The organism is Acaryochloris marina MBIC11017 (genome assembly GCF_000018105.1).
GTDB classification, from domain to species: domain Bacteria; phylum Cyanobacteriota; class Cyanobacteriia; order Thermosynechococcales; family Thermosynechococcaceae; genus Acaryochloris; species Acaryochloris marina.
Window position 1 is genome coordinate 5,802,403 of the sequence record NC_009925.1, and the last position, 12,919, is coordinate 5,815,321.

The following is a 12,919-nucleotide window of genomic DNA, read 5'->3' on the forward strand; positions in this document are numbered from 1 at the left end:
ACCCGGATCAAACTCGTTGATTAGCAACTCTAAGTGCAGGCCTAGCCTGACCAGCAGTCATTTGTTTATCGAATGCTTGATCAAGCCTACTGAGTAAGCCATCACAGAGTTCTTGGATATCCGCTGAAAGATCTAAAGATCTCCCTTTGTCTACAGAATATGAATTAATCTCCCACGTATTTCTAGCTCTAAATCTTTTTCCCAAAAAAGAATAGATATCGTTTATAAATTGATTCGGATAGCACACCATATGCTCATATTTACACATCATTACTCTTGAGTTCTGATTAAGCTCTAACTCAAAAAAGAATGAATTTCTGACATACCAAAACAAAGCAACTGCATCAGCGGGTTGGATATCATCCCTATAAAATTCAACTAAGGTTGATCGGACAGAAGATGGGATGGATTCCGAATACCAAAAATCCGTATTTCCCTCAATAATGGCTTTGATATTTCGTATTCCTACATTTAGACTGAATTTATTTAGAAATGAATTTATAACGTCTTTATACCCCCTATACATCCATAAAGCTTTAGATTGAGGAAAATGATCGAGTAAATGCAAAATATTTTGCGTTTCTACCAATGGCTTCAAAACGATCGTAGGAGACTTATCTTTTAATAAATCTGATTCCAAATCCTGAAATGAGTTGAGCCGAAGCTTATAATATCCTGTCTGAGTTGAATCATTCGATGACAAGCAGCTAGATTCTCTATATACACTGATATTGAAATCCCTAGCAAAAATTCGGTTAATCAAGCTTGTGCCTGAACGTTGACAACCAACTATCATCAGAATTTGTTGTTGAGGACAAGTTAGATAAAATAATTTTTGATATAGAAACTTTAAGGCATAAATAAGATATAAGTCAAAGGTGACATGCTCAATATTTAATCGTTTTTTTATTCCATTCATAAGTATTTCCCCGAGATAATCTAGGAACTGTAATTAGATATCTAGTTAGTAAGACTCACTATTTCTGGAGAATTCCAATCCCAGCTTGATATTGCAAATAAAATAGAAAAATAGAAGAAGAATACCGTATGACTCCATATGTTTTCTGTGAGCATTCCCACTAAAACTGCAATAATTAAAGCAGTAATAATCAGGCTTAAATCCTTGTGAGAGTCTAAAGTGGAAGTTCGTACTAATTTAATCGATTGAGTGAGATATATCCCCCACAATACTAAATAAGAGAAGAGCCCTAATATTCCGCCCTCAATCAATGCCCTTAAATAGTCATTATGAGGTAAATATTTACTATCAATGGATTGCTTGCTTAGCCCCAAACCATAACCAAGGAAGGAATGTTTTTCCCATGCCTTTAAAACAGTATGCCAATGAGATAAGCGCCAATTAAAACTATTATGATCAGACTCAGACAAAAGTATCCCTCGATTAATACTAATCTCTGGGTTTAATAAAGGCGTATTAATCGTTGACTCAAGTCTCGACCGACCATAGTCCGTACTAGCAAATAAACTAATTACCAGGGAAAACTTAATATTCCAAAAATCAAGGTCTTCAAATTTAATTTAGGAAGAATGACTACCAGTAAAGATACTAACAACATCACTAGAACAAACAATGCTTTAGTACTAATCAACAAAAAGGATAGTCCACCTAACAGCGTTATCCAAAGCCCCTTGAATTTAGATGAATTCTTATATTGCCACCACACTATTCCCATAAATAATAGGAGAAATGAAGCAAATGCATTTGAATGAGCAAAAGTCGAGTTAATTCGTTCTATTCCATTTTGGAGCTGAAATAAGGCCATCAAAATTGGGATAGGTAAAGCCAGCAATAGGACAGAGAGAATCTTTTGAGGTGAGACCTTCCCTTTTAACTGCAGAACTAAAAAATATGCGGTTGGCCATATCAGTATTCTTAGCCACTCTCTAACACTTTCAGCTAAATAAGAAGCATCAGAGCCTAATGCATCGAGAGGCATTAACAACAGCCATAATCCTTGGGAGATTGTCCAGCCGAATAATAGCCACCAAAATGAGTCTGTTTGAATTGATTTATTACTAATAAAACAAAACACCATATAGATTACGGCTAACATCTCAATTCCGACTCCATAAGCAGCAGGAATCTTAGCTTGAGAAAAGAAATCAAGTGAGCTTCTAAGCACAAGTAAAAAAAGGATGCTGACTTCAAACTCCTTTAGAAAAAAAGACAATAAAATAGCTATTATTACTAATAGTATGCTTGCTTTAAGGGTGACTTCTCCCAACATGGCAGTACCCAAAGCAATTGACAAAGAGAGCAATCCAAAACTAATACTTTTCTTATTGAGTTCAAATATAGTCATATATGCTTAAGAAAAAGATTTATCCATCCGAGTTCATGCAGCCAAGGCATAATCTTCTTTTAAGTAGCGATAATATTTATCCGTTGAGGCCGTTACTCCATTTATTGCCAGACCGACAACATTGACATTATTAGAATTTAAGATGTCTATGGACCTATTTAGAACTTGCTTAGGAGTAACGTCAAGCCTTGCAACCACAACCGTTTGACGCCCTTCTTGGCTTAATACTAAAGCGTCAGAACAAGCCATTACGGGTGGAGTATCAATCACAATCACATCGTAATGTTGTTGCACCTCAGTAAATAGTTCCTTTGCTCTTTGGGTTTCAAAAGAGAAGACATTATCATATGAAAACTTCCCTGAAGTCATCACCGATAAGTTTTTTACTGAAGTTCTGTGGATAGCAGCGGGTAAACCTTCTTTTACTGAACCTCTGAGGTAATCTTGCAATCCTGGATCCTGAGGCAACTGAAAAATCTTATGGATAGAAGGACGCCGCATATCAGCATCAATCAGTAAAGTTCTTTTTGACAACATTGCCGATAAAACAGCCAAATTCGTGGCGACAAATGATTTACCCTCACCAGAAATTGCACTGGTTATGACTAAAACTTTGCTTTCAGTTGAATTTTTATATTCAATATTTTTAGATAATGCTCTTACTGATTCTAATAATGGCAAGTTATTATAAAGTTCAGCAAATGGTAATGAAGGGAACAAACGGCTATTCTTTTGTTTGGGAATTACGCCTAACACAGGAACGTTTGTGTTTTCTGCTATGCTCTCTAAGTCTCTGAGTCGTCCATCCATCCCTTCAGCGCTTAAAGTGACCCCTGCCGACAGTGCAACTGCAGCCATCATTCCTAGCACAAGAAAACTAGGAATATTCGGATATGAGGGTAAAGTTGGTTTATTCGCTTCCTCAATGATTCTGAGATTACTAACCAGTTGAGCTTCTGCAATACGGGCCTCATCAAGCTTCTGACGGAGAAGATTGACTGATTCTGTTGCCCCTTCCTTTTTTCTTTGTAAGGAGGCTAAAGTTTTTTCCAAGACAGGGTATTGCTTACGCCTAGCATCTAACTTAGATATGTAGGCTCTTGTGTTCGCCAATTTGTCCCTTAGTTCATTCCGTTCAACCACACTAAGGACTAATTTTTCTGATAGTTCTTGGGTCACTTTTTCATTTGCAACCTGAACTGTGCCATCCGAGTTTAAGCGGCTCCTTGGAGATATCGTTGCAAGCTTCTGTTGATACAGAGCTTGGGCAGCATCCTTCTCAGTGATTAGTTTTTGAATATCTGGATGATCATCCGTTAAACTCTCTCGCCTGATTTTTAGCTGCGACTCAAGATTAGACAGTTGATCTCTCAAGCTAATTAGCTCAGGATTCTGCCCAGCCTTCGCTGATAAGTATGATTCTTTACCAGAACTTTGGTCTATGACTTTACTGAGTGCCAAGCCTCGTGCTTGTACTTGTCTCAAATTAGCCGATATCTCCTCAGCCACTTTCTCGGCTTCAGCAATACTTTGAGTTAGTCGCTTATTGTCTGTTTCCTCTAGTGAAACAATGTTGTATTGCTGCTTAAACTGACTGATGGAAGATTCAACTTTAACGAGTTCCTGTTGCCTGCGAGGGATTTGATTCTCTAGAAATTGTCGTGTTGCCCTTGCTTCAGAGCGAATAGTCTCAGCATTCTCTTGAATGACGCTTGAGGCGATCAAATTCAATAGCGATGAAGTTACTCCTGGGTCAGTATGGCGAAATGTAATTTCAATGATCTGAGTACCGGGAATAACCTCTGTGGCAACTTCTGGCTTAACCTCGCCTAGGGTAACTTTCTCAATGGCACTATCCTGATTGCTTTGGTTAAACAGCACAATAGCTTTTGTGAGAACACTTTTTGAACGAACAAGCTCTTCTTGGGTTGCTAGCCCCTTGTTGTTATCCCCTGGCGTTTGAGCAATATCACGACCCAGGGGGGAAATACTTGTGGCTGGCCTTTGATCCAAAATTAACCGGACTTTTGCGGAATATAGACGAGGAGTAATTAGCAAATACACGACTATTCCAGTAAAAACAGACAGAAAAGTTCCTACGGTAGTCCAACGATTCCTATAAATTATTTTGATTACTTTTGAAACAGATTCGTTCATAACAGGATAAAAAAGCTAATGACTTACTTTGCTTATTTAGAATGCTTAGCTAAACTAAGTAGCTTTTCTACTTAATTAGTCCAAGCCAATACCCATACCATTCAATTCCACCCATCAAAAAAAGATGAAGTCAAAAAAGTGTGGTAAATTCGAAGACACTAGCCTCCCAATTACTTCACATCTAACGGTTCACTTTTCTCAGGATTAAGAGGAAAATCCGAACTCAAAAGCGCTGAATAAAGGTCCAAATTATCGGCAGTTATTTTTTGCCAAGTATAGTTCTCAGAAACGTGCTTTTTAGCCCTCATAGCCATTTGGGATAGCTTTTCTAAATCCCTCAAAGCAACATCAATGCTATCAATACAAGATTGTAGATTTCCTGCTTGGAACATAATGCCTCGATCAGTACCTAGCAATTGACGATGTGCCAAGATGTCACTAGCCAAAATGGGAATACCTTCACGCATAGCCTCCAACATGGCCAATGGCAAACCCTCTAAATCTGAAGGTAGGGTAAATAACCCTGCACCTCTAACCAGCTCTGCCAATCGTGCACCTTTCAGCTCACCTGCAAACACTACATCATCTCTATCCTCAGCTCTATTCAAGAGTTCTCTTTGATAGACTGTTGTATCGCTAACGCCACCCACGAGTACTAATTTCCAGCCACAGGCTTCTATCCTCTTAAAAGCTTCAATTAATAGCTCAGGTCTTTTTTCAGGTACAAGCCTGCCCAGAAAAATAAAATATTTACCAGGTTCTAAACCGAGAGATTTTCCGAATTTAAAGTCTGGATCTGAATTTTTATATGTGGCAGGTGCATTGGGAATATACACCGTCTTTCGCTGATAGGTATGCCAAAAATAGGCTTCAAGCTCTCTTGAAACAACGGTTATTTCATCAGCGAATAGCGCAGCTGCTCGTTCACCTAACCGGATGATAGTGCTAGAGAAGGTTCCCCATTTTGCTCTTTGCCAGTCTAAACCTTGGCAAGTGACTACAATCTTAGGAGGCTTCTGGAAAGGATTTAACTTAGGTAACCAACAGAATAAAGAAGGTCCTAATGCATGAAAGTGGACAATATTATATTTTCCTAAAGAGGCTGATATAGCTGCAATCAAAGAAGATAGAAAAGCATCAATCCCACGTAGCCAAATACTGGGAAGATTGACAACCTCTACCCCCTCATAGGAGGTTCTTTTAAACCACGATAAATTAGTATAAGAGGAACGGGCAAACAAGACCACAGAATTTCCTTGGGCAACCATTCGAGGATAAACCTCTGAACAGTGATGCTCGATTCCACCTTGTTTTGCTGGTAGACCCTTTGGTCCAATAACGGCAACTTTCATTTGGCAACCTTATTCATGACATCAAGTACTTGGGGTTAGCGGTCTCAGATTGGCGTCGGGAACCGCAGATTAAAATAGTTAGTTTGATAACGTTAAACAACGTGTAAGTTTAAGCAACATTGCAAACTTAGGAAAATCATTTTTCATGGGATTTATCTCGAATTCAACATAGCTTTTAACTCAGATACCCTAACGGGTTAGATCTGTTTGATTAATATCTCTAAAAATTGCTGCTAGCATGGGATTAGGCTCCTACATCAGTACTTGGGAGTTAAGAGAGCAGTCTCAGATTGGCGTCGGGGGCTGCTCTTGCAGCTTCGAAGTAATGATGTCCCATAGACTCATCTGGGACAAATTCGTCGTCAATTACGCTGTCGAGAAAGTTTTCTCTGACAATTGCTGTCTGTCTTTCCATCGTTCTCGCATATCGTTATAAACTTCTGAAACAACCAACCTCGCCCAATAGGGACTGGATAATTGAGCGCAGGCTTGACTGGGATAACTTTGAGGGTTTTCCAATACAGTCCTGAGAGAATCAGCGGTGGATTTAGGGGTTCTCGTAGGAATGATGACTCCTGTTTTTTTCGTAAGCAATTTAGAGGTTTCACCCGAATCAGTCGAAACGATTGGAATCCCGCAAGTTAGGGCCTCCAATACAACCATCGGGAGCCCTTCATAAACGCTTGTTAAGGCTAAAAGGTCACTCACTCTGAGAATATCTGCAATCTCTCGCGAATTCATGGAGCCCAGCAAAGTTACCTGTCTATTTAATCCTAAATTCTTGATTTCCAATTGAATATCTTCTTTTAGTTCGCCTACTCCAATCATAAGTAGATGGATATTGGCGTCATCGAGTTCTGCTATTGATCTAACCAATAACAAAGGATCTTTTTGAGGGTGCAATCGCCCCACGTAGGCAATGAAGTGTGTCTTCAAAGACAGCTCCATTTCTGTGATCAGTTGAAGACGCTTTTGGTCCTTTAGTTGAGTAGATAGTGGGAAAAAGATTTCATCATCCACGGTATTTCGGATCAGCTGATAACAGCCCTTAGTGGAGAAGTAAGTTTTCTGTAAATACTTCAGGGATTCGGAATTGCAGGACAACACATAGGAGAATTGCTTAATCAGCATATTTTCAAGCAGGAAATATGCAGAAGGTAAATATCTCCATAAAAAGGTTTTATTATCACCTTGACTATTGACTTGCTTTTTTATATCTGCATGAATAAATAACGTTTTTTCGCCATGCCAACTAAATGATGCTAAAGAAGGCTCAATTCTATGAAAATGGAGAAAGTCAGAATTTAAATCCTTTCCAAACAATGCTAGAAGGAATTTTAAGGTAGTGGGTATTAGTCCTCTGATGTTGTCATCTTCAATATAAAGTATAGGGAGATACTGTATCTGCTTGTTAAAAACTAAAATAGTTTGCCAGCTACCAATACTGCACTCCTTTCTAGATGTGATCCCTACCAGTCGAATATCAAAATCCTGAGGTGCATATTTAATAAAGTTCAGAATGGTTGTCTGAATGCCACCAATACTGACATCCAGTGGATCAATTTGATAAAAAATAGTCAAAGATGGATTTAACATTCAGCAGATTGCTAACGACTTTGCACAGCCTTAGATAGAAACAAGAACGTCTGAGATAAGCAATTATTCTATCTATGGAATTCCGAGCAATCCTCAACCAACATGGTTTTTAGTAGATTACTAAGAAGCATCTGAATTTACATCAGCAAACTAATCCAATAGTTCAATAAAAACTGTGTAATGACATACCAATAAATCTAGTTTCCTAGAGAAAATCCGTTTTTGTAAAACACACTACACACTTACACTTTATAGCTTTCTTAGTAATATTTTGTCCTGACGTTGTCATATTACACATAGTCTTTCATCTTTCGAGTAACCTAGGTTACATTATAAAAATAAAAAATAACGTTCCTAAATTAGGATGTGTATTCAGAACCGATATTTAGTGACAGCAAAATAATCTTTTTTTTGCTGTCATCATAGGATTAAAATAAGATCAAGTCATGATATTTGCTCTTCTAATAGGTCATTTACCTTATAAATCCTTAATCTAGCTATGCTTTACTACCTTGGATTTTGATATCCTCCTAGTATTGGTAAATCACGATGTTGAAATTTGAGTCGCATTTGACGTCCATTTCCTGACGCCAATGCCCCTCCAAAAAGCTAGAGTGAGAGGCAGCGCCAAATTATTCTGACACCATGAGAACGGGAATTATTGCAGCAGTGGTCTTTGTTGGACTATTAACTTGGCTAGGTAATAGCTCTAAACCATCTCCACAAAGCCTTTCACCCACAACAGTTTCTCCTCCCCTGCCTGAGTCTTCTACGAATATACCGACTGTTCCTGTGGACGAATCAGCGGGCCTATCGATTATTGCGCCCAATTCTGATGAAATTATTGAACGAATTCGATGGACAGGGAGTTGTGCTAACTGCAATTTACGGGGCATTAATTTGGAAGGGGCCGAGCTCGTCTTATTTCTACAGCCTCAAAAAGAGGAGCTATTCCAAGCGGAACAAGCTTCTGCGATCGGCGTAAACTTGGAAAAAGTTAATTTCAGTAATGCTCAACTTAGTAAAGCCAACCTTTCTAGAGCTTTTTTGCATAGTGCTGTCTTAGAAGAAGCTGTATTGAAAGAGGCCATATTGACTCAAGCTATCCTGAGACAAGCCAATCTTCGGTCGGCAAATCTTGAATCAGCGCTGCTAGAAAATGCCCGTTTCCAAGATGCGGATTTAAGGCGGGTGAATTTACAGCAGGCCTTTGTCAAATCAGCAAACTTTGCCCGGGCAAATTTGGTAGGGGCAGATCTAACAAAAGCAGATTTAAGAGAAACTGATTTTACCAGAGCTAATCTAACTCAAGCGGCGTTAACACAAGCTAAACTGCGGGATGCGAACTTCAGTCAAGCCAAACTCATCAATGCAAACTTATCTGACACTCGCATTGATGGTGCGAACTTCAGCGGTGCAGACCTAAGAGGGGCGCAATTACCCAAGGCAGGACTCAATAATGTAAATTTCTGCCAAGCAACCATGCCTAATGGGAAAAAAAATACGAATTGCCCTAAACCTTCATCCTAGAGGTCAAATCGGAGACTGATGTGGTGGGTTACCAAGAACGCTAGAGTAAAGTTGGGCGTTTAGGCAATAGATGAATTGATGAGATCTCCTAAAATCGGCTTCGGAGCGGGTTTGGCCCTCTCACTCTTCTTACCCATCGCAGGTTGTAGCGGAGATGCGGTTCAACAAGCTTTTTCTGCAGATCCACAGGCCAGTCAGTGGAGTAATTTGTCAACGTTGCCCAAGGGGTTTCCTGCGGACTTAAGCTATCCCAATGCCAACTTACAAGGGGTGCAACAAAGCCAGACCAACTTGCCTTCCAGCCCAAATAGCCAACGCCCGCCCCAACAAACGCGATGGGCGACACCAGATAATAGCCAGAAGGTGCAGCAATACTATAGTCAGTTATTACAAAAAAAGGGCTGGCAGCTTTCAGGGCGAAGATTAAGTCAGCAGCAGCTTATTTTGCTGGCTAAGCGAGATCAGCTTCAGGTTAGAGTGACTATCCCTGCTACCGGGACCTTGGTTCCAGTACAAACGGGAAATAATAGTGGACGTCGAATCCCTATGACGGTCTTCTTCATCGATTTTTCCCAGGAGAAGGCGTTATCGAAGGTTGAATCACCGACCCAGACTTTGCCTAAACCCGGGGATTTAGACTTTATTGGGCCAGTCGCAAATCAGACCCCTGAGTCATCGAATACCGACGCTAGCCTAAATTCAGCGGAGATACCAGCAGCACTGAAAGCCTATGTCAGCGATATCCAAAGGCTAGAAGTGATTGATCTAGGCAATCCCAATCAATCTATCCAGCGGGGGACTTTTGCCCGCTGGTTAGTCAAAACCAATAATCGGCTATACCAAGATCGCCCTACCCAACAAATTCGCTTGGCCGCTACCAGTCAACCCCCGGTATTTAAGGATGTTCCTAGTTCAAATCCAAATTTTCCTTATATTCAGGGTTTAGCGGAAGCAGGTTTTATTCCGAGTCCTCTCTCTGGGGATGCTGACCAAGCTACGTTTCAGCCCAATCAACCCCTCACCCGCGAGGTGCTTTTGAGCTGGAAAGTTCCGATTGATTTCCGCAAAATCTTACCTTCGGCTACAACTGCAAAAGTGCAGGAGGTGTGGGGATTTAAAGATACTAAGCAGATTTCTACCCCCACTCTCTCAGCCATTTTTGCCGATCATAATAACGGTGAGCTTGCCAATATTCGTCGACTGTTGGGGTCAGCCCTACTGCTGCAACCGAAAAAATCTGTGACGCGAGCTGAAGCTGCCGCTACACTATGGTTTATCGGAGTTGCTGGCGAAGGCTATTCTGCCAAAGACGTTTTGCGAGCTGAACAACAAGCTGAAGCGGCTAGCTCTTCCTAAAGGGGGGCATTGAAGCCCTTGGAAACAGTAGACCGACTTAGCTTATCCAGGCTGTTGTTTGAGCTTCAATTTGATGGCTGGGATGAATCACTGATGCAGGCATTGTATTAGCGTTATTGAGCCATTGGATCGAATAGCCAAAGAAGGGCAACGCCAAAGTAATTGCTGCCGCATGGGAAATCAAAATGAATTGTTTTTGTACGGTATTCATAGCGATTACTGACCTCATCACCCATCACACTTCCGAGTATGCCCGGTTTATTCAATTGTCGCGGTGATGATGACGGAAGTTCCCAGTGATCTTGATCACAGAAAGCATTACACAGAGGTGGATTGAGAGATCGCGACTTCCAATCCCTTGAGCAAGGCTTGATTCTCAGCCGGTGTCCCCACGGCTGTGCGGAAATAATGATCTCCTAATCCAGGCTTAGAGCCAAAATCTGCAACCCAGATATTTTGTTCTTGGAGCGCTTTAACTAAAACTTTTGACTGCAGGTTTAATGGCTGGGTATCCACTAAGAGGAAATTGGTTTCGCTGGGATGGACCTTCAATCCTAGATCCGTTAATGCCTGCTGTAATCGAGGTTTCTCTGCCAGAATTTTCTGGATATTAGCCTCAACATACGCCTGATCTTTGAGGGCAGCAATACCAGCTGAGATCGCAACTTTATTCACCGGAAACAACTGGGCGGCCCGGTAGAGGTAATCCACCACTTGGGTATTGGCAATCCCATAGCCAATGCGCAAACCAGCTAGTCCAAAACTCTTGGAAAGGCTACGCAGCACAATTAGATGGGGATAGGTATCCACGAGATCCGCGATTGTGGTTTGGCATAGCTCAAAGTAACATTCATCCACCACGACCATGCAGTTGACTCGATTCAGCACCTCCACCAAGGTTTCACGGGCCACTAAATTCGCGGTGGGATTATTGGGATTGGCAATGTACAACACTTTGGTGTCGGGGGCGACTTTGGCTACCAAGGCATCTACATCCAGGCCAAAATCAGGGGTCCGTTGGACAAAGACCGGTACACCTCCCATCACCTGGGTTGCATGCCAATAGACAAAAAAGCTGGGCACGGGCAAAAGCACTTGCTGCCCAGGTTGAACAAAGACCTTGATAATCAGCTCAATCAGATCATCAGATCCATTGCTGATAATGAGCTGCTCAGGAGAGGCCCCGGTGTAGGTAGCGAGTCTCTCTCGTAAAACCCCTCCTAGGACAGCGGGATACCGATTACAAGTGGTGGCAACTTGGGTAATGGCCTCCACCACTTTGGGGGAAGGGGGATAGGGTAACTCGCCTTTGTCCAGACGAATCGCTTGGTCATCTTTATGGGGACCTACCGTTTTGGAGGCGAGGCTGCGAATAGAGGGGCTTACCCACTGTTCGAGGGTATCTAGATTTAGGGTCATGTCGGCTCAATTCCTAACACTTGAGGCAAAGCTTGGATACTCTCAATCACTCGGTCACAGCCAAGATTCGAGAACATTTGCACCTGTTCGGCCTTGGCCCGACTTGCCGTAAATCCCGTGAGGACGCCAACGGAAATACAGCCAGATCGCTGTGCTGCCACCACATCGCTAGCAGCATCGCCAATATAGACCGCATAGGTGCGCTCTTGTTTCTGAAAGGCTTCGGTACAAAAGCGTTGAGGGTCTTCGTCTACATGGAGCGCTTTGAGGACGACAAAAGGATGGGGTTTGCCTAACTTGATGGGGCATGAGGTGGCTTTCAACTGTTCTTCGGCAGCCAAGACTTCATCGTAGGTAACGATACGCTTTGGATCGAAGAAGGATAGTAATCCTAGGGCTGTCAAGGGTTCGATCACTTCGTTGCGGGGGCGACCGGTTGCGATCGCAAGGGTAAATCGATCGGCGTCCATGAGGATTTGCAGAATGGTCCTAATCTGGTACACATCCAGAACGGTTTCATCATCGGGCAACGTAAAACCTTTGCGACCTTCATACCAAGCTTGGAAGTTTTGATAACACAGGTTCCACAGGTCGCTGTGGGTTTCAGGCAAGGAAATACCCAAATGTTTTTGGTAAAACGGTCGAACATACTCAGTCACAGATGAACCTTTTAGGTCAGTGGTCTCCTGCCAGAATTGAGCAATGGTAGATTCACTCACATTTGGATCGAACTCCAAATCCTGCAAGCTTCGTCTTAAAAGCTGCCACTGTTCGGAATTAGCAAGATCAATTTTATGGTTGAGACTGGACCATTCTTCAAGGTCTTGGTGCTGGAGTTGCTGCAGGATGCCAGCTAAATGAAGGCAAAACACAAAGTAGGTCAAATCCCAATTGGAATTGATGGCCCGTCGTTTGAGTTCATAGATAAAGTCATTGTTAATGGTCTGTTGACCGTTGGTGAGAACTTGATGGGGTTGGGTAGGGCCAAAATAATCGGTTAAGCCTAAGTATTCGGGCTGGGTGATCAATTCCCAGACAGTCAATCGAGCAGTATTCCAATATTTCTGTTCGCTGGTAATCACCCCATCTAAATCAAAGACGAGAAATTTAATGCGATCGGCTTGGTCAAGAATGGTTTGAGTTTGCAGAGATGGGTTGGTTTGATTCACGCTGGTATACCCACTC

At 41.8% G+C, this 12,919-nt stretch carries 11 protein-coding genes; 2 read left to right on the forward strand and 9 right to left on the reverse strand.

Annotation, left to right across the window (positions count from 1 at the left end; translation table 11 throughout):
• Positions 1-7: 7 nt before the first annotated feature.
• The 6 genes from AM1_RS25890 to AM1_RS25910 form a co-directional block, all read right to left on the reverse strand.
• Positions 8-919, reverse strand: coding sequence for a sulfotransferase domain-containing protein (locus tag AM1_RS25890; protein ID WP_012165885.1), 912 nt, complete (start codon positions 917-919; stop codon positions 8-10).
• Positions 920-960: 41 nt separating this feature from the next.
• Positions 961-1,539, reverse strand: coding sequence for an O-antigen ligase family protein (locus AM1_RS39990; protein WP_083776743.1), 579 nt, complete (start codon positions 1,537-1,539; stop codon positions 961-963).
• Positions 1,491-2,324 carry a hypothetical protein gene (locus tag AM1_RS39995; RefSeq protein WP_049783786.1) on the reverse strand — a complete coding sequence of 278 codons (834 nt, stop codon included), beginning with the start codon at positions 2,322-2,324 and terminating at the stop codon, positions 1,491-1,493. The genes AM1_RS39990 and AM1_RS39995 overlap by 49 nt, the downstream gene beginning before the upstream one ends.
• Before the next feature lie 33 nt (positions 2,325-2,357).
• On the reverse strand, positions 2,358-4,481 hold the full coding sequence (locus AM1_RS25900; RefSeq protein WP_012165886.1) for a GumC family protein: 2,124 nt from the start codon (positions 4,479-4,481) through the stop codon (positions 2,358-2,360).
• 170 nt (positions 4,482-4,651) lie between these two features.
• A complete protein-coding gene (locus AM1_RS25905; protein ID WP_012165887.1) occupies positions 4,652-5,833 on the reverse strand; it encodes a glycosyltransferase family 4 protein in 1,182 nt (393 codons plus the stop codon).
• A gap of 366 nt (positions 5,834-6,199) precedes the next feature.
• Complete coding sequence (locus AM1_RS25910; RefSeq protein WP_012165889.1) at positions 6,200-7,429, reverse strand: glycosyltransferase family 4 protein; 1,230 nt, start codon at positions 7,427-7,429, stop codon at positions 6,200-6,202.
• A 645-nt stretch (positions 7,430-8,074) separates the two neighbouring features.
• On the opposite strand from AM1_RS25910, the gene AM1_RS25915 reads away from it, so the two are divergent.
• Entirely contained in the window at positions 8,075-8,959 is an 885-nt protein-coding gene (locus tag AM1_RS25915; RefSeq protein WP_012165890.1) for a pentapeptide repeat-containing protein, read from the forward strand.
• A gap of 78 nt (positions 8,960-9,037) precedes the next feature.
• A complete protein-coding gene (locus AM1_RS25920) occupies positions 9,038-10,315 on the forward strand; it encodes an S-layer homology domain-containing protein (protein WP_041660533.1) in 1,278 nt (425 codons plus the stop codon).
• 37 nt (positions 10,316-10,352) lie between these two features.
• On the opposite strand, the gene AM1_RS42350 is transcribed toward AM1_RS25920, so the two are convergent.
• From AM1_RS42350 to AM1_RS25930, 3 genes are all read right to left on the reverse strand, one after another.
• Positions 10,353-10,526 (reverse strand): hypothetical protein, encoded by a 174-nt coding sequence (locus tag AM1_RS42350; protein ID WP_010475219.1) that lies wholly within the window; start codon positions 10,524-10,526, stop codon positions 10,353-10,355.
• A gap of 107 nt (positions 10,527-10,633) precedes the next feature.
• Complete coding sequence (hisC, locus tag AM1_RS25925; protein ID WP_012165892.1) at positions 10,634-11,734, reverse strand: histidinol-phosphate transaminase; 1,101 nt, start codon at positions 11,732-11,734, stop codon at positions 10,634-10,636.
• Positions 11,731-12,903 carry an HAD family hydrolase gene (locus AM1_RS25930; protein ID WP_012165893.1) on the reverse strand — a complete coding sequence of 391 codons (1,173 nt, stop codon included), beginning with the start codon at positions 12,901-12,903 and terminating at the stop codon, positions 11,731-11,733. The genes hisC and AM1_RS25930 overlap by 4 nt, the downstream gene beginning before the upstream one ends.
• Positions 12,904-12,919: the final 16 nt, after the last annotated feature.

Coding starts and splice junctions, on each gene's coding strand:
- AM1_RS25890 (WP_012165885.1), bottom strand. CDS start 919: ATGAATGGAATAAAAAAACGATTAAATATTGAGCATGTCACCTTTGAC.
- AM1_RS25920 (WP_041660533.1), top strand. CDS start 9,038: ATGAGATCTCCTAAAATCGGCTTCGGAGCGGGTTTGGCCCTCTCACTC.
- hisC (WP_012165892.1), bottom strand. CDS start 11,734: ATGACCCTAAATCTAGATACCCTCGAACAGTGGGTAAGCCCCTCTATT.
- AM1_RS25915 (WP_012165890.1), top strand. CDS start 8,075: ATGAGAACGGGAATTATTGCAGCAGTGGTCTTTGTTGGACTATTAACT.
- AM1_RS42350 (WP_010475219.1), bottom strand. CDS start 10,526: ATGAATACCGTACAAAAACAATTCATTTTGATTTCCCATGCGGCAGCA.
- AM1_RS25910 (WP_012165889.1), bottom strand. CDS start 7,429: ATGTTAAATCCATCTTTGACTATTTTTTATCAAATTGATCCACTGGAT.
- AM1_RS39995 (WP_049783786.1), bottom strand. CDS start 2,324: ATGACTATATTTGAACTCAATAAGAAAAGTATTAGTTTTGGATTGCTC.
- AM1_RS25900 (WP_012165886.1), bottom strand. CDS start 4,481: ATGAACGAATCTGTTTCAAAAGTAATCAAAATAATTTATAGGAATCGT.
- AM1_RS25905 (WP_012165887.1), bottom strand. CDS start 5,833: ATGAAAGTTGCCGTTATTGGACCAAAGGGTCTACCAGCAAAACAAGGT.